General features: G+C 72.3%; 16 protein-coding genes. 10 read left to right on the forward strand and 6 right to left on the reverse strand.

All coding sequences use genetic code 11. The features are described 5' to 3' along the window. Positions 1–68 precede the first annotated feature (68 nt). Together PV364_RS02140 and PV364_RS02145 are read right to left on the reverse strand one after the other, a co-directional pair. Positions 69–1004, reverse strand: a complete 936-nt coding sequence (locus PV364_RS02140) for an ADP-ribosylglycohydrolase family protein (protein ID WP_319657820.1) — start codon at positions 1002–1004, stop codon at positions 69–71. A 71-nt stretch (positions 1005–1075) separates the two neighbouring features. Next, the gene (locus tag PV364_RS02145) at positions 1076–1507 is read right to left on the reverse strand and encodes a MerR family transcriptional regulator (protein ID WP_319657821.1); all 432 of its coding nucleotides are present in this window, start codon (positions 1505–1507) and stop codon (positions 1076–1078) included. Positions 1508–1679: 172 nt separating this feature from the next. On the opposite strand from PV364_RS02145, the gene PV364_RS02150 reads away from it, so the two are divergent. The 6 genes from PV364_RS02150 to PV364_RS02175 all read left to right on the forward strand — a co-directional run bounded on the left by PV364_RS02150 (position 1680) and on the right by PV364_RS02175 (position 8719). Beyond that, on the forward strand, positions 1680–2108 hold the full coding sequence (locus PV364_RS02150) for a MerR family DNA-binding transcriptional regulator (protein ID WP_319657822.1): 429 nt from the start codon (positions 1680–1682) through the stop codon (positions 2106–2108). Between the two features lie 50 nt (positions 2109–2158). Continuing rightward, entirely contained in the window at positions 2159–2908 is a 750-nt protein-coding gene (locus tag PV364_RS02155) for an SDR family NAD(P)-dependent oxidoreductase (protein WP_319657823.1), read from the forward strand. A gap of 540 nt (positions 2909–3448) precedes the next feature. Further along, positions 3449–3967, forward strand: coding sequence for a hypothetical protein (locus tag PV364_RS02160; protein ID WP_319657825.1), 519 nt, complete (start codon positions 3449–3451; stop codon positions 3965–3967). Positions 3968–4107: 140 nt separating this feature from the next. After that, the gene (locus PV364_RS02165; protein ID WP_319657826.1) at positions 4108–5946 is read left to right on the forward strand and encodes a S8 family serine peptidase; all 1839 of its coding nucleotides are present in this window, start codon (positions 4108–4110) and stop codon (positions 5944–5946) included. Positions 5947–6087: 141 nt separating this feature from the next. After that, positions 6088–7374 carry an FUSC family protein gene (locus tag PV364_RS02170; protein ID WP_319657827.1) on the forward strand — a complete coding sequence of 429 codons (1287 nt, stop codon included), beginning with the start codon at positions 6088–6090 and terminating at the stop codon, positions 7372–7374. A gap of 61 nt (positions 7375–7435) precedes the next feature. Continuing rightward, positions 7436–8719 (forward strand): PP2C family protein-serine/threonine phosphatase, encoded by a 1284-nt coding sequence (locus PV364_RS02175; RefSeq protein WP_319657828.1) that lies wholly within the window; start codon positions 7436–7438, stop codon positions 8717–8719. On the opposite strand, the gene PV364_RS02180 is transcribed toward PV364_RS02175, so the two are convergent. Then, complete coding sequence (locus tag PV364_RS02180) at positions 8703–9236, reverse strand: tetratricopeptide repeat protein (protein WP_319657829.1); 534 nt, start codon at positions 9234–9236, stop codon at positions 8703–8705. The genes PV364_RS02175 and PV364_RS02180 overlap by 17 nt on opposite strands. 364 nt (positions 9237–9600) lie before the next feature. On the opposite strand from PV364_RS02180, the gene PV364_RS02185 reads away from it, so the two are divergent. The 3 genes from PV364_RS02185 (at position 9601) to PV364_RS02195 (ending at position 11467) form a co-directional block, all read left to right on the forward strand. After that, positions 9601–10296, forward strand: a complete 696-nt coding sequence (locus PV364_RS02185) for a hypothetical protein (RefSeq protein WP_319657830.1) — start codon at positions 9601–9603, stop codon at positions 10294–10296. 22 nt (positions 10297–10318) lie between these two features. Then, entirely contained in the window at positions 10319–10894 is a 576-nt protein-coding gene (locus tag PV364_RS02190; RefSeq protein WP_319657831.1) for a DUF6461 domain-containing protein, read from the forward strand. Positions 10895–11053: 159 nt separating this feature from the next. After that, complete coding sequence (locus PV364_RS02195) at positions 11054–11467, forward strand: hypothetical protein (RefSeq protein ID WP_319657832.1); 414 nt, start codon at positions 11054–11056, stop codon at positions 11465–11467. Positions 11468–11991: 524 nt separating this feature from the next. Here PV364_RS02195 and PV364_RS02200 read toward each other — a convergent pair. Beyond that, complete coding sequence (locus PV364_RS02200; protein ID WP_319657833.1) at positions 11992–12885, reverse strand: LysR family transcriptional regulator; 894 nt, start codon at positions 12883–12885, stop codon at positions 11992–11994. Between the two features lie 135 nt (positions 12886–13020). Here PV364_RS02200 and PV364_RS02205 point away from each other — a divergent pair, with 135 nt between their 5' ends. Then, positions 13021–13482 (forward strand): hypothetical protein, encoded by a 462-nt coding sequence (locus PV364_RS02205; protein ID WP_319657834.1) that lies wholly within the window; start codon positions 13021–13023, stop codon positions 13480–13482. A 237-nt stretch (positions 13483–13719) separates the two neighbouring features. Here the strand turns inward: PV364_RS02205 and PV364_RS02210 are convergent, their stop codons facing one another. Both PV364_RS02210 and PV364_RS02215 read right to left on the reverse strand, forming a co-directional pair. Beyond that, complete coding sequence (locus PV364_RS02210; RefSeq protein ID WP_319657835.1) at positions 13720–14796, reverse strand: zinc-dependent alcohol dehydrogenase family protein; 1077 nt, start codon at positions 14794–14796, stop codon at positions 13720–13722. An 805-nt stretch (positions 14797–15601) separates the two neighbouring features. Next, positions 15602–16840 (reverse strand): acyltransferase, encoded by a 1239-nt coding sequence (locus tag PV364_RS02215; protein WP_319657836.1) that lies wholly within the window; start codon positions 16838–16840, stop codon positions 15602–15604. Positions 16841–16989 lie beyond the last annotated feature (149 nt).

Consider the following 16989-nt stretch of genomic DNA (forward strand, 5'->3'; position numbering starts at 1 on the left):
CCGTGCGTTTGCCGCTGCCGCCACCTCATCCGGGAGCGGCGCGAGCCGTTCGCCCCGCTCCCCCCGGACTATGTGGCGCCCTGCCGAGCCGCCGACGGGGCGGCCCAGCGGCTCCATGCCGGAATGGGTTCGCGGGCCCGCAGCCAGGCGGCCGGGACGGCGGACGTGCCCGTGCGGGAGGCGACGACGCCGCCGGCGATGGCGCACGTGGTGTCGCGGTCGCCCCATCCGGCGACGGTCTGCCACAGCGCCTCGGGCAGGTCGTCCAGGTGCCCCGCCGCGGCCCACAGGGCGAACGGCACCGTGTCCCCGGCCGACATCCGCGTGCCCGAGCCCAGCACGGACGCCGCGTGGCGGACCGAGGTGTGCTCGGGGAAGTGGGCGGCGACCAGCAGCCCGGAGCGGACATCGCTGTCCGGCACGTGGGAGGCGACCTCGCGCAGGAAGGCGGACCGCGGCGGGGCGTCCTGCTCCGCGCCGGCGGCCGCCAGTGCGGCGGCCACCGCCACGGCCGCGGCGCCCGCGGCCGCCTCCGGGTGGGCGTGCGTGGTCGACGCGGAGAGCCCGCCCTGCCGGGCGGCGGCCGCCATGTCGTCGCGGAACCAGGCGCCCAGCGGGGCGACCCGCATCGCCGCACCGTTGCCGTGCGAACCCTGGCCGCCGAACTGCGCCGTGGTGACCGCCCGCCAGTCCTCGCCCTCACCGATGCGGCGCAGCACGCCGTGCATGGACGCACCGTACTTGCGCGCCGGATCCCGGGCGTACTCGGCGGCGAACTCCCGGGCCAGGCCGTCCGGGCGCACCTCCCCGTGCCTCATGAGGTGCGCGAAGAGCACGAAGGCCATGGCGGAGTCGTCCGTCCACGGCCACGGCGCGGGACGGAGCTCCCGCGCGGCCCACTGCTCCTCGACGGGTTCGTGGGAGAGCGTGAACCAGCTGTCGCCGAAGGCGTCGCCCAGCACCAGTCCGTCCAGACTCGCGTGGGCATGCTGCGGACTGCTCATTGCGTTGCGCTCCTTCGACGACGACCCGACCACGGCATTGTCGTCGCAGGCCCCCCGCGCGGGCGATCGGATTACCGGTCGGCGGCGGGACCCGGGGGATTCCCGCCGCCCGTCGCGGTCGCGGGGGTGGCGGCAGCGGCGGCGTCCTCCCAGGCGCGCAGGTACATCCGGATCGCCTGCCGGTTGCGCTGCAGCGCGTCGATGCGTCGTTCGATGCTGCCGAGCTGGCGTCGCAGCCCGTCCAGATCCCTTTCCGCCAGGCAGTCCGGCGGCTCCGTGCCCTCCTTCGTGGCGTCGAGGCAGGGCAGGACCTCGCGGATCATCTGCGTCGTGAGGCCGGCTTCGAGAAGCTCGCGGATCTGCAGTACCCGGTCGACGGCGGGCTCGCCGTAGGTGCGGTATCCGTTGCTGCTGCGGAACGGGTGCAGGATGCCGACCTCTTCGTAGTAGCGAAGCAGTCGCGGCGCGACGCCCGTCCTCGCGGCCAGGTCTCCGATCTTCACATCGCTCTCCTGCGGTGGGGGCCCGGGGGCGGCCTCGCCACCGCCTTGACCTTCACATTAATGGAAAGGTTTAGCTTTTTCCACGGCCCCGAACGCACCGCCCGGCGACGGACCCACCGGGCCCGGACGAACGGGGGACGCACCCGGGCTCATGGAGAAAGGCGCCACCGTGATGACGATCGGCGAGCTCGCCGAAAAAGCGGGAGTCACCCCCCGCATGCTCCGCTATTACGAGCAGCAAGGGCTGCTCACTTCCGGCCGCGGAGGAAACGGGTACCGGCTGTACGGGAAAGCGACGGTCGGGCTGGTCATTCAGCTGCGGGAACTGATCGAGTCGGGACTTCCCACGCGCCTCGTCCGTACCGTGCTTCCCTGGCTCGGGCACCAGGAATGCGATTCCACGCCCTCCTGCGAGCCTCTGGACCAGGAAGAGGTCGCCGCACTGCGGCAGCACATCCACAACATCGACCGCCGCATCGAGGTGCTCTCGCGCAATCGCAGCGCCATCGACGAATATCTCCGTCTCATGGGCACGAACCCGCTCAGTGCCGACCGTCACGCCGGTGACGTGCTTGACCTTGACACTAGCGTCAATCCTTAGCGTCGGCCGAGTACGTGCAATCCGGCTGACCAGCACAAGGAGACATCGCCATGCCCGAGACTCTGACAGGACGGACCGCGCTCGTGACGGGAGGATCACGGGGTATCGGTGCCGAGATCGCCCGCGAACTGGCGCGCGAGGGGGCGAATGTCGCCATCACCTACCGGACGTCGCGCGAACGGGCGGAGGAGGTCGTGGCCGAACTGGCCGCCCTGGGGGCGAAGGCATTCGCATTGCAGGCGGACCAGTCGGTTCCCCATGAAGCGGTGACCGCCGTCGAACAGGCCGCCGAGCAATGGGGCGGCAGGATCGACGTGCTGGTGAACTCCGCGGGCGTCGCCGTCATGGGCGAAGTCGGACGGCCGGACGATCTCGCGGGAATCCAGCAGATGATGGCCACCAATGTCATGGGCACCATTGCCACCACGCATTCCGCCGCACGTTTCCTCTCCGACGGGGGGCGCGTCGTCCTGGTGGGAAGCATCGTCGCCCACCGCATTCCCGCCGCCGGCGTCGCCGAGTACGCGGCGAGCAAAGCGGCGATCGACCAGCTCGCCCGCGGATGGGCGCGCGACTTCGGCCCGCGCGGCATCACCGTCAATGTCGTGCAGCCCGGCGCGACCGACACGGACATGAATCCCGCGGACGGCCCGTTCGCGGCCAACCAGGTGGCCATGACGCCCCTCGGGCGCTTCGGTGCCACCGGCGATGTCGCGAAGGCGGTGGCCTTCCTCGCGAGCGAGAACGCCGCGTTCATCACGGGCGCGCTGCTCACCGTCGACGGCGGGCTGAGCATCTGACACGGGAGCGGTAGCCACGGCCCAGGGGGCTCCGGTGCCACGACGACGGTCGACGGCCACCGGAGCCTCCCCTGGTTGCGGGCCACGTGCCGCATCGCCCGTTCGGCCTATGCGGCACGTGGCCCGCGCCCCGCAAGTCGAACGCCGGGCGCTCCCCCAACCCTGACGCGCCCGTCCCACCTGCCATCACCGGCGCCGCCCGCCCCCGGCCCGGCCGCACCGGACCGGTGATGCCCAGCCCCGAACTCGACCCGCTCCCGGCCTCGTTCCAGGTCCGGGGCCTCCGCCCCGGCGGCCCGTGACCGTCCGCCACCCATTGGCCCGGAATGCGATCCCGGGCCCGCGAGGTAGGCCGGACGGATGACAACCGAAGGGCCGGAGTGGGCCACCCAGGGGACGCCGAGGCATATGGCGGTATGTCATAAGAAGCGGTTTTCATCCCGTGATGGTTTGCTGCCCATGGCGGCGGACCGGCCCTGACCCACGTCCGCTTCGCCGCCGCGTTTCCCCTCTCGCACACATCTCCCAAGGAGGAGTTTGATGTCGGTCTACACCCCCCAGCAGTTCGGGCAGCAGCAGCCGTACGCCCAGCAGTTCGGCCAGCAGGCCTGGGGCCAGCAGCAGCCGTGGGCGTCCCAGCAGGGTCTGGGCCAGCAGGCCTGGGGCCAGCAGCACGGGGCGTTCCAGCAGTACGGCCAGTACGGCAACGGGCAGGGTCAGCAGCAGCTGCCGCTCCTGGTGACGGAGGTGGCGCTGCGTTCCGCCGCCACCGCCGTGTCCGCGGTCGTCGAGCAGATGCGCGTCGACCCGCAGATCGCGATGGGTATCCAGGCCCAGGGCCAGATCCCCCCGCACGCCTGGAGCGCCGTCGTGACCGAGTGTGCCCGTCGGGTCGCCCCCGTCGTGCACGCCGTTCTCGCGCAGAACTGCCAGGGCCAGCAGGGCCAGCAGTACGGCCAGTTCGGTCAGTTCGGCCAGGGCAACCAGGCCGCGTACGGCCAGCACCACTTCGGCCAGCCGCAGTACGGCTACGCGCAGATGTCCCCCGTGGGCATCTGATCGGCTTCCCGGCCGGGCGGGACACCTCGGTGTTCCCGCCCGGCCGGGGCCGTCACCACGGCCGGGCGCGTCCGGCACCGGACCGCGCGGCCGGTTGTTGAGGGTGGACATGCAGGAGCGACAAGGGTGAAGGCGGAGTGATGAGCGAGCAGCACGGCAACGGCGCCGCGGCGAAGGGGTCCGGCGGCTCGAGGAACGGTGGCCGCAAAACGGGCCCCGCGCCCGAGACCGGCGGCCCGCGGGAGTCGCAGACCAGTGGGGCGACGAACGCCCGGCAGGAGCACGACCAGGACCAGAACCGGGGCACCGGACAGCCGTTCCGGCAGACCCCCGGGCGCGACAGCACCCGGCAGACCCGCAGCGGCTGGGGGCGCTACCTCGTCGCACCGAAGCCCGTCTCCTGGCTGCCCGGCGGCGTGCCGCCGATCGAGGCGTCCGCCCTGTTCGAGCTGCTGGAGGAGGACCCGGACGTCGAGCCGCTGCGCCAGGTGCGGCCGTCCCGGGCCCGCGGGCTCGGCGCCATCGCCGGTCCGCTGCCGATGTGCCCGGCGGTCGCGGTCGTCGCCATGCCCCACGAGCGGGCCCAGGCGCTGGCCGCCAACCCGCAGATCGTGGTGGAGTCCGACCAGCCGCTGTCCTACCCGTCCGCCCCGGCCCCCGCGGCCCTGGCGGCACCGGCCGCCGACCCCGCGATCGGCGTCACCCTGGGCGAGCCCCACCAGCTGACCGTGCGCGTCACCGGCAGCGACGGGCAGTCCGTGGGCGGCGCCGAGGTGTGGGCCACGGGCACGAGCATGACCTCGTACGCGGTCACCGGGGCCGACGGCCGCGCGCGTCTGACGCTTCCCGCCGACACCCCCGCCACTTTGCGCTCGCTGTTCGTCCGCCCGGTCGGCGGCTACTGGCCGACGCGCACCGGGCGCCCGCAGCTGCTCGACGACGCGGCGCAGTCCACGGAACTGGCGGTCGAGGTCCTGGCCTTGGCGGACACCTTCGAGGGCTTCCCCGACCAGCCGCTGGTCGGCTGGGGCACCCAGGCGATGCGCCTCCACCAGATCCCGCCGACGTACCGCGGGCACGGTATCCGCATCGCCCTGCTGGACTCCGGCGTCGACGCCCACCACCCGGACCTGAAGGACACCGTCTGGCACGGTGCCGACTTCACCCCGGGTGCCGAGGACGACGGATGGCAGTCCGACGCGACCGGGCACGGCACCCGCTGCGCCGGGGTCGTGGCGGCGGCCGACAACCGCAACGGCATGACGGGCATCGCGGCCGACGCCGAGCTCCACGCCCTCAAGCTGTTCCCGGGCGGCCGGGTCAGCGACCTGCTCGACGCGATCGACCGCTGCGTCACCCACGACATCGACCTGGCCCAGATCAACCTGGCGTTCGGTCAGCCCTCGCAGCTCGTCGCGTGGAAGCTGCTGGACGCCCACGCGGCCGGTATCGCCGTCATCGCGCCCGCCGGCGACACGAGCGCGGCGATCACGCCGCTCGCGGCCCTGCCCACCGTGCTCGCGGTCGGCGCGCTGGCGCACACCGGCACCTACCCGCCCGGCAGCCCGGTGGCCGCGGTCCAGCCGCCGTGGCCGGGCCCGTTCCCCGCCCCCTTCACGCCGGTCGGGCCGGGGGTCGACCTGATCGCCCCCGGCGCGGCCATCGTCACCACGGTGCCGGGCAACGGCTACTCCGTCGCCGACGGGACCGCGCTGGCCGCCGCGCACCTCACCGGTCTGGCGGCGCTGCTGCTCGCCCACCACGACCAGCTGCGCAGCTCCCCGCACCCGCGGACCGCCGAACGCGCAGACCACCTCATGGCGCTGCTCCGCACGGCCAGCCGGCCCGTGCCGGGCGCGGACCACATGCGGCAGGGCGCCGGAATGCCCGACGCACCGATCGCCCTCGGTCTGCCCACGGTGCCCCCGGTGTACGACGGGCAGGAGTACATGCCGTCCGGACCGGCCTCGCAGAACTGACGCCGCTTCGCGCGACACCGCCCGGCCGCGCCGGGGCGGGGGCCACGTGCCCCCGCCCCGGCGCTGTCCGTGTCGCCCCATATTCCTCGGGCATGTGCCCAGGCCGGGTGTACGAACGGGCGGTGCGGGCAAGGTCAGGGGATGCCTGCACGTGAAGCCGTCGCCGCGCTGCTCAAGCGCGGCAGGGACCCCGTCGTCACCCTGACCCTGCGCGCCACCGTGGCGGCGACCATCTCCTACGTCATCGCGCTCCGGATCAGCACGGAGGCGGCGCCGCTCACCGCACCCCTCACCGCGCTGCTCGTCGTCCAGGTCACCCTCTACTCGACGATCACCACCGGAATCCGCCGGGTGAACTCCGTCGTGGTGGGGGTGCTGCTCGCCGTCGGTTTCAGCGCGCTGGTGGGCCTGACCTGGTGGAGCCTCGGCCTCGTCGTCCTCGCGGCGCTGGTGGTCGGTCAGTTCGTGCGGGTCGACGAGTTCGTCAACGAGGTCGCGATCAGCGCCATGCTGGTCCTCGGCGTGAGCCAACTGGCGCACCAGGCATGGGACCGGGTACTGGAGACGCTGATCGGGGCGGGCGTGGGCCTGCTGCTCAACTTCCTGTTCGCCCCGCCCGTGTGGGTCGGCACCGCGGGCGAGTCCATCGAGGACCTGGCCCGCCGCATGCGGCACCTGCTGCTGCGCGTCTCGGAGGAACTGGACGTGCCCACCGCCGTGGAGCACGCCGAGGCCCGGCTGCACGAGGCACGCCGGCTGGACCAGGACGTCTCCGAGGTCGACGTCGCACTGCGCCGGGCCGAGGACAGCCTGCGCCTCAACCCGCGGGTCAAGGAGGGACTGCTGTCCCGCGTGGTGCTGCGGACCGGGCTGGACACGCTGGAGATCTGCGTCGTCGTGCTCCGCGTGCTGACCCGCTCGCTGACGGACCTGGCCAGGCGGCGGGGTGAGGACGAGCCGCTGTTCGCCTGGGACGTGGCGGTGGTCATGGAGCAGCTCTTCGCCCACCTCGGCGGTGCCCTGGTGAGCTTCGCCGTCCTGGTGACCACACAGGTGAGCCGGAACGCCGAGGAGGCCGAGGAGCGGCTGGCGGCCGAACTCAGCGCCGCCCGCGCGAGCCGGGACAACGTCGCGCAGCTGCTGCTGGACCGGGTGCGCGAGCATCCGCACGCCTGGCAGTTGCACGGTGCCGTCCTGGCCGAGGTGGACCGGATCCTCGACGAACTGACCCCCGAGCACCGCTCGCAGCGCCTGATGGAGGAGCTGGACCGGGCGGCGCACACCCGCAGGGAACGGTTCGCCGTGCTCACGCGCATCCGCGACACCGTGCGGGGCGGCCCGGGCGGGCCGGTCCCGCGCCGGCCGGCCCCGCGCGCCGGGGGCCTTCTGCTGCGCCGGTTGCAGCGGGGGGTGTGGCCGCGTGAATGAGGCGGACGCCCGTGCGGCGGGTGGCACGGCACACTGCATGAATCGGACATAAATTGGATGAGTGGGCCTGTCAGGCACCGGCGACGGCCGGAGAACGGCGCCGGCAGCGGACATCGACTACGCGGCGCTGTTCGCGGCCACACCGAGCCCGTGCCTGGTCCTGGATCCCCGGTTCATGATCGTGGGGGTCAACCAGGCCTACCTGGAGGCCACCGGCCGGACCCGCGACGACCTGCTCGGCCAGTACCTCTTCGACGCGTTCCCCGACAACCCCGCCGATCCCCACGCGGACGGGGTCCGGAACCTCAGCGCCTCGCTGGAACGGGTCCTGGCCTTCCGCACGTCCGACACCATGGCCCCGCAGAAGTACGACATCCCGGTGGTGTCCCGGCCCGGCGCCTTCGAGGAGCGCTGGTGGAGTCCGATCAACACCCCGGTCCTCGCACCCGACGGCACCGTGTCCTGGATCATCCACCGGGTGGAGGACGTGACCGCCTTTGTGCAGGCCCGCCGTCACCGCCACGTACCGAAGGGCGGGCGGCTGAGCGCCCGGGAACAGGTCATGGAGGCGGAACTGTACGTGCGGGCCCGCGAGTTGCAGGTGCTCAACGAGGAGCTGCGGCGGGCGCACGCCCGGGAACGCCAGGTCGCGCTGACGCTGCAGGACGCCATGCTCCACTCGCCGGACCTCGCCCAGCACGGCGACGTCGCCGTGCGCTACCTGCCGGCCGCGGGCTCGCTGAACGTGTGCGGGGACTGGTACGACGTGGTCGACCTGCCCGACGACCGCTTCGCGGTCGCGGTCGGCGACGTCGTCGGCCACGGGTTGCAGGCGGCGAGCGTCATGGGCATGCTGCGCAGCGCCCTCAGCGCGGCGACGCGCACCGCCCCCGGACCGGCGCGGGCCCTGGAGATCCTCGGGCAGTACGCCCGCAGCGTCGAGGGGGCCCTGGCCACCACGGCCGTGAGCGTCCTGATCATGCGGAAGAGCCGGGAGATCACCTACAGCAGCGCGGGTCATCCACCGCCGGTTCTGCTGCGGACCGACGGGCGCTGCGTGCTGCTCGACGAGGCCACCGACCCGCCCCTCGGTGCGGGACCGTGCCAGGCGGCACGGCCCCAGGCACGCGTGCCCTACGTGCCGGGCGACGCGCTCGTGCTGTACACCGATGGGCTCATCGAGCGCCGCGGCGAGGACATCGACGTCGGCCTGACCCGCCTCACCGACGCGCTCACCGCGGAAGCCCGCCTCGGCGCCGAGCCCCTCGCCGACGCCGTCCTCGACCGCCTCGGCCTCAGCCGCGGCGGCGCCGACGACATCGCCCTGGTCACGGTCCGGCTGTGACCGCGGCGGCTGCCTCCGCCCGGGCTTCCGCCTCGTCGACCAGGCGCAGCGCGGTCTGCGTTGCGGTCGTGAGCGAGGGGTCCCCCATGGCGCGCCGCAGGCACAGCGCCTTCTCCAGCAGGGCCCGGGCCTCATCCGTACGCCCCTGGTCGAGGCGCTGCTTGCCCAGGTGCTGGAAGCAGAAGGAGAGCATGTCCGGGGCGTGGGCTTGGCAGAGGTGGAGGGCCCGTCGGTAGTGGGGCTCCGCGGCCTCCAGGTCACCGCCGTAGCGGTGGGCGTCTCCCAGGTTGAGGTGGACGGCGACGGCCACCCGGTCATCGGCAAGAGCCAACGCCTGTTCCAGCACGCTGATGGCCTCCTCACGGCGGCCCAGCACCAGGAGACCCACACCCGCGCGACGCAGCGGCGCGGCTCGGTCGGGGGCACCGTCGAGCAGATCGGCCACCGCCCGGGTCAGAGCCTCCCGGTCGGTGGGGACCATGCGGCCGTGCCCGTCCAGTGCGATCAGGTGATCCACGCGTCCCCCCCTGCCCCGGCCCGTCGTACGGCCGCCGCTCGTCCGCCGATGTCGCAAGGAGAGGCTACGGAACGCAGGGATCTTTCGGGGCGTAGTGCGAGCAAAGACCGAGGCCCGGATAAAAGATCGTTGACGCGACGATGTCGCGGCCGCTCTGATGTTCGGACGCGATTGGGTCACTGGGGAGGGGACTGCCATGAGCGGCGAGCAAGCGGGGACCACGGATCCCGAGGTGGCACCGGTCGGCGGCGATCCCCGGCCGTCGCCGGCTGACCGGCCCTCCGTCGATTCCGTGCAGGGGGCTGCCGGGGCCGCGGAGGCGGGCACCCCCCGGGTTTCCTGGGCTCCGCGGCCTACCGGCCCCGTGAGGAACGGGCGGCGCACGTCCCGCCGTGTGCTCTTCCTCGCGCTCGGCCTGCTGGCGGGCTTCGGCGTCGGCGCCTTCACCGACGCCGGCCCCTGGGCCCACGACACCGTCGCCGCGGCCCTGCCGTCGGCCGCCACGTACCGGTTGGTGCCGCGCGACGAGTTCCGGGGCATGGAGCGGATGGATGCGGACGACCCGGAGATCGTGCAGGTCATGGACGACTGGAACGACGACACGGGCGCCTTCAAGGAGCTCATCGAGTCGATCCCGGAGACCACCACGGTCGTGACCAGCTACCGCGATCCCGCGCAGCAACGCGACGTGTCCTTCTTCGGCTTCCAGGCGCGCGACCGCATCGACCTGGCCCCCGACGAGGTTCTCGACACCGCGTTCGGCGAGGAGGAACGCCGGCACACCGAGAGCGACGTCAGCACGATGGTCGGCGGGAAGATCAAGGTGAAGGTCGCGTACAGCCCGCGGCGGCAGGTCGACACCGACGTCTTCGACGGCCCCATGCACTGCGTGGTGGTCACCGTGACCGGCAAGGGCATCGCCAAGCTCGGCTACTGCGTGTGGGCCGACCGGAGCACCATCGGTACCGTCACCTCGACGGGACGCAACGGCGAGATCGACCTCGACTCCCTCGCCGCCGACGCGCGCGCCCTGCGGCTGGCCACGGAGGTCCCCCGATAGCGGGGGCGGCCGAGGAAGCGGCATGAGCATCGGATGGCTGCTGGAGCCGTACGTGGTCGATTGCGTGACGTTCGCACGCCACGTCGAACCGGCCGCCCTGGCCTCGCGTCTCGGAGCCGCGCCGCGACCGGACGTGTCGTGGGGGTCCGCCCAGGACGCGGCGGACATGCTCGCCGATCCGGAGATCCTGGCGGTCGCGAGGGTGGGCCGGCTCGGCGACTGGTCGTTCGCCGTGGAGTACGGGGACGCCGCCGGACCGACGGAGTGGGGCCTGCGAGCCGCCTCCGGCGGCGGGGGCGAGGCCGTGAACTTCCTGCTCACCCCTTGGCATCCGCCGTCGATGTTCGCCTACTACAGCGACGGGGTCCACATGTGTTCCTTCGGTATCGGTGAGGAGGGCTGGAGGTGGGGTACCGCACCTGACCTTCTGGTCCCGGATCTGAACCGTGCGGGGGTACTCCCCGTCGGACCGCAACGCGACCCGCGCGGTGCGCGACTGAGCATGTCGGTGATCACGGCGCACTTCGGCTTGCGCCTGCCTCGGCGCGACATCGTGGACGGCGGGCTTCCGCTGTACGTCCGGAGCCGCTTGCGATGATGGCCCGGCGGCGTGTACCGGGTCGCGGAACCGCGGATCTGCCGGGGGCCGTGCGGGGAAGGGCGGGCCATTGCGGCATAATCCGGCGCCGGTCCGGGTCGGCGTCGGCCCAGCCGCAGACCCGATCACGCGAGGAACACCGTGCAGCCATCACTCCCCATGCCGTACCGGCTGGCCAGCGGCTTCCTGGGGGCCTTTCCCCTGGCGCCTTGCCTTGCGTTCGCGACAGAGGCGAACACCCCTGCGGCGTGGCTCGCGACAGGCCCCGCCATGATCGGCTTCGCTGCCCTCGCGGTGCGGGGGTACCGGCTCGGCGTGACGCATGAGCACTCGCGGGTCGTGATCCGCGGCTACCTGCGCACGCGCGTGATCGAGCGCGCCCGCATCACGCAGATCACCGACTTCCCCGCGGTGCGATGGACCGCCGGCAACGGGCGCCGGCGATGGACGCCGCTGACCGCCCTGATGACGAGCCCGGGCGAGATGGCGGCGAGCCGTCTCCGCAAGGAACGCGCCCTGAAGAAGTTGCGGGCGTGGGCACGCCGTGCGGACGTGGCCTCCGGCCGGTCGTGAGATCCGGGAAGACGCCGTGCATCACGTACATGCGAAGGGGCCGTGCCGCGTAGGAACCCCGCTTCATTGCGACCACGGGAACACCGCCGGGGAAGACCCTGGGTGCGGTACCGGGATGTCCCGGGCCTGCCCGGGGCGGCGAAGGCGGCGATTCGTGTGCTCGAACGGGAGCGTCTGTCCCGGGGCATCGTGTCGGCGGGCGGCGATGGCGGCAGTGGAAGGGCGAGTTCACCTGTTCCTGCTGGGGAGACGGCTGGGCCCGGGACACGCGGCAGGAGGCTCAGTACGCGCTGCCTCCGCAGGCCGCCACCGAACGTCGCGCGCGGGGTGGAACGTCTGGACGCGGTTCTGCTCGGGAGGACGCGTCATGTAGCCGCTGGAAGATCGGAATTCGGCATGGTGCCACCGCAGATGCGGAGCCGTAACGGAGCGGGACTCCGCACCCGGGGTTCTCGTGAAGCCGACGGCCGGCGTTCCCGGCCGCACGGGCGGACGCACCCCGTGCGGACACTCCGAGGCGATGCTCACCCCCGCCAGATGAGGAACTCGTGCGTGATCGCGACCAGGGCACGTGCGGCCGCACTGGGCGTACGCCCGGACGGAGCCGCCAGGGAGAACGGCCAGTCCAGGTTCGCATCGTCGATGGTCAGCGTGGCGACGTCCTCCGCCTCGGCGAGGGCGGGCCGTGGAAGCAGGGCCACGCCCAGACCGTTGCGGACGTAGGCCACGCCGGTGGGGGCGTCGGTGATCTCGAGGGCGACGCGACGGGTCACGGAGGCGGCGGCGAAGGCCAGGTCGGCAACGGTCCGGATGCCGTAGCTTTCGGGGAAGTCGACGAAGTCCAGGCCGGCCAGATCGGTGATCGACGCGGTGCGGCGCTGCGCGAGCGGATGGCCGACCGGCACGACGAGGTCGAGCACCGAGGTGACGAGGTCGGTCAGCGCGACGCCTGGCGGGTACGGTCCCGGCAGGGAGACGAAGGCGAGGTCGAGGCGCCGTTCGAGGAGGGCGTCGATCAGGCCCTGGGAGCCGGAGGCGGCGGCGCTGGTCTGCAGGAGCACACCCGGGTGACGCCGGTGGAATGCACCGAGCAGCGCGGGGAAGTCGACGAGCCCCACCGTGGACATCGTGCCCAGCCGCAGGGTGCCGCGCAGTCCACCGCGCACTTCGGCCACCGCGTCCACGGCCTCCCGGGCGGCGTTGAGGGCGGCATGGGCGCGCGGGAGCAGGGCGGCCCCGGCATCGGTGAGCAGCACGCGTTTGGAGGTGCGTTCCAGCAGCGGCGTGCCGAGTTCGCGCTCGAGGCTCTTGATCGTGCTGGAGACCGCGGACTGGACGACGTGCAACCGCGCGGCGGCACGGGTGAAGTTCGCTTCCTCGGCGACGGTGACGAAGTGCTCGAGTTGGCGCAGTTCCACACTCCCAATATCCCACACGGGCCCCCGACCATCTCTCTGCGAGATGGCCGCGGTCTCCGACTTTCGTTGGACGGCGGCCGTCGCGTCCGGCGACTCTGTTCGGAGAAGGAGATGCTCGACACAGGAGGCTTGGATATGACTTACAAGACGCCACCGACATATCTCGGAAGCGGCGACCCCGTTCGGCAGCGCAAGGACTACTACCCTCCCTGGCTGGACAATCTCGCCGATGACGTGACGCTCGAGGCCGGGGTCTTCACCGGGACCGTCCACGGGGCCGAGGACGTTCGCGCGATCCTGTCCTACGCACGCACTCTGTACGAATTCCAGGACTTCATCTACATCGGCAAGTACGGAGAGAACGGATTCGTCGAGGACTACGCGGCCACGGTGGACGGAAGGCCGATCGCCAATATCGCCGTCGTCTACAAGAACGACGAGGGGAAGACGCAGCATCTGGTGATGAACCACCGTCCGCTGCACATGCTCCAGTATTTCTCCCGGAAACTGGGCGAGCATTTCGCCGGGACCGAATACGCGAAGTACTGCGCCGCCCCCTCGGTTGATGCCGACCCGTCGGACGCCGGCCGCGCCTGAACGGCTTCTCGCGGGCGGGGCGCGGCTGTACGCGGACACCGCCAAGGGGAACCAGCGCCCTTACGGGGCCTGCCCGATTCATCGGGCAGGCCCCGGCTGCGTTGCGAGGCCGCGAGTCGTTGCCGGGCCGTTCGCCCAGGTGCGCGACGGGGGATTCGGCGCCGGTCGTCCTTGTCGTCGAGGCCCATCGGCACAGGGTCCTGGGCGCGCGCCGGCCACCGGGGCGGGTGCGGCGCCCTAACCGTCGTGCTCGTCGTGGCCGCCCTCGAAGACGAAGAGTGGTTTCGCGCCACGTGCGGGCGTTTCGGCGAGCGTGACGGCGTCGGCGAAGTCCTCCAGCGGGAAAGGCCGGCCTTCGGGGATGCTCAGTACCTCCGCGGCGACGAGATCGCGGACCTCGGTCAGCGCGCGCAGAGCTTCCTCGGACGAGGCACTGCCGAACCAGCGGTTCAGCCAGAAGCCGCGCACCACCTTGGTCTCGTAGATGACCGAGCGCGCCGACAGCGGGATCGTGAGCGCCGCCGGGTCGGTCTGCCGATGGGTGGAGAGCGCGCCGTAGACCACGACCTCGCCACCGGGAGCCAGCGCTTGGGAGACCTGGGCGCCCACGTGGCCCGCGACGCAGTCGACGGCCTTGCGCACGCCGTCCCGTCCCGCGATCTCGGCCACGCGCCGCACCAGGTCCTCGTCCTCCGTGCAGATGACCTCGTCGCCGCCCAGCGCCTTGATCCCGTCGACGGCAGCGCGCCGCCGGACAACGTTGATCGTGCGGACACCCAGATGCTTGGCGAGCTGAATGACGAGCCGGCCGACGGTGGAGCCCGCGGCCGTCTGCACCAGCCATTCGCCCGGCTGCACGTCGAGTTCGCGCGTCACCAGGAGCAGCGCGGTCAACGGGTTGACGGCGAGTTGGCAGGCGTCGGAGTCGCTCAGGTCGTCGGGGACCGGCAGGAGCCGTCGCGGATCGGCGACAAGGTATTCCTGCCACGTGCCGGCCACGGGGGGCCCGGGCACCGCCGGAATCGCCACGGCCACCACGCGCTGACCGATCTTCAGGCCCTCGGTGTCCGGGCCCAGGGCCTCGATACGGCCCACGCATTCCATGTTCCCCCCGACCGCGGGAAACTCGGGGGTGAAACCGTAGCGCCCGCGCAGCACATGCAGATCGCTGGCGTGGATCGGGGTCGCCCTCACACGGATCAATGCCTGACCGGCTTCGGGCACGGGAACGGGCCGGGATTCCAGCCGCAGGACATCGTTCGGCTCACCGACCTTCCCGGCTACGAGCGCGCGCATGGATTCTGGCGTGGGCATGGGATCTCTCCTTCAGTCGAGGTTGTCGTCGGCCTGCGGGGCGGCGATGTACGGGCGTACCGCGTCCCTGAAAGTCGCTCGCCCAGCAGCCCGGAGACACGCGGTACCGACGGCAGCGGCGATCGGCTCACCGCCCGCCGCCGATACGCGGTCCCCGACGAAGCCGTTCTCTCCGTGGTCACCCAGATGTGAAGGAGGTCCCGGCGCCCGTACCGAGTGCGCGCGTGTGCCGGCACCGTGCGAACGTCCTCGGGCCCCCGCACGACCCCGTCAAGGACCGATCCCTGCGACGTCGCGTCGCCGGCACGGTCGACCGGCCGATGGGGAGAGGAGTCCGTGGGCTGCGGCGCAGGATTGCCGCTGCCCCGGCGCCTCGGCGCCGTGTTGTCGGTCATCTTCCCACCGTTCCAGGAGGAACCCACTCCTGCGAGCGGTCCCGACGAGCCCGAGGACATAACCGTAACACGTTCACTTATGTCACCCCTTGACCCCGCAATGACTTTCGGGGCCTTGACCGATGCGCTGCGCGTCTCTCGCCGCGCCAGGCCGCACGAGTGATCGGATCGGCAATTGCGCAGATCTGGCGGATGAGCGACAGGCGTGCTGGAGCCGCCGTTGCCGAGGGGCAAGAAGCCCGGCGGTCACCGATACGGACCCGACGGCAGCCGACCGACGGCGTACACTTCCGGGCCCGTACCGCATCCCGTGCGGGACATGCCCGCCGAGTACGGGGCCGGGCGTACGACCTGTTCCGCCGCCGGCAGCGCAACGGAACCTGGCAACGACCGGCACATTCGAGACGCCGCTAGGGTCGCATCCCGAACAGGAAGCGGGTCACCCGCGTGCGGCGGACCAGCAGCTCGTACGCGGCGAGGGTGAGGATGAGGGCGATCACCACGAGCACGGCGTACTCGACCACGATGGGCGCCGACCAGCCGACCACGAAGTAGGCGACGGCGACCACGATCGGCTGGTGCAGGACGTACAGCGGCAGCACGGCTGCGGCGAGACAGCCGTAGAGGCGTTGACGCGTCGTCGGGGTCGGGTTCGGCGCCGCACGCGGTTGCTCCCGCCGCCGACGGTCGAGCAGGCCCGGGATGGCGACGACCAGACACCATCCGGCCGCACCGAACAGCGCCCGTGAGACGGTGGCCAGGGCGGTCATCTCCGTGAAGGGCTCGTCGGCCAGGGCGAAGCCGGGGCCGGCTGCCGCGAACAGCAGGGCGCCGAGCCAGGCTGCGGTCCCGGCGTCGCGCCGCATCACGGTGCGGAAGCGGTCGTCGGTGGCGAGCACGAAGCCGGCGACGAAGAACAGCAGGTACGACCAGCGGTGCCAGCCCGCGTAGTCCTCCTCCAGCCGTGCGAAGGCGCAGATCGCCGCGAAGGCGGGGGCCGGCAGGAACACGAGACCCCGCCGGTGCAGGGTCGCCTCCGCCACCCGGTCGCCGATGCGGCGGACGTGCTCGCGCGGCAGCCACCGGTGGAACGGCACCAGCATGAGGGAGAACGCCAGGAGGAGCACGACGAACCAAAGATGGCCGGTCTCGAAGTGCTCGCCCTGGACGAGGAAGGGGAACTCCCCGGGCTCCAGGTGCACGTCGTAGAAGCGGGGCAGGAAGCCGAGGTACGACTCGTGGTAGTCGGCGTCGGCCGAGCGCAGGCGCAGCCACTGCGGCAGCGGGTTCAGCGCGAGCGTCGCGAAGACCAGCGGAACGCCGAGCCGCAGCAGCCGCTCGCCGGCGAAGCCGCCCGCGCCGCGGCGCTGAAGCGAGTGCCAGGCGCCGAGGCCGGAGATGAGGAACAGCAGCGGCATGGCCCAGACGACCCCGAACCCGGCGATGATCATGATGGCTTCGGTGGTCTCGGCGTTCTTGACGTAGAAGTCGTCGTCGGCAGCGAACACGAGCGCCGAATGGAAGAAGACCAGCCCGATCACGACCAGCATCCGGATCGCGTCGAGCTCCGGCCGCCGCTCCGGTAACGGTGCCTGCGCCGGTTCTGCGCGCGTCGCCAATGTCTGTGCCCCCCGTCGCCGGTACGTCACCAGTGTCGGAAAGGCGGCCGCCGGGCGCCCCCCCCCCCCCCCCCCCCCCCCCCCCCCCCCCCCCCCCCCCCCCCCCCCCCCCCCCCCCCCCCCCCCCCCCCCCCCCCCCCCCCCCCCCCCCCCCCCCCCCCCCCCCCCCCCCCCCCCCC

The sequence above is a fragment of the Streptomyces sp. MI02-7b genome (assembly GCF_033793585.1).
Classification (GTDB): Bacteria; Actinomycetota; Actinomycetes; order Streptomycetales; family Streptomycetaceae; genus Actinacidiphila.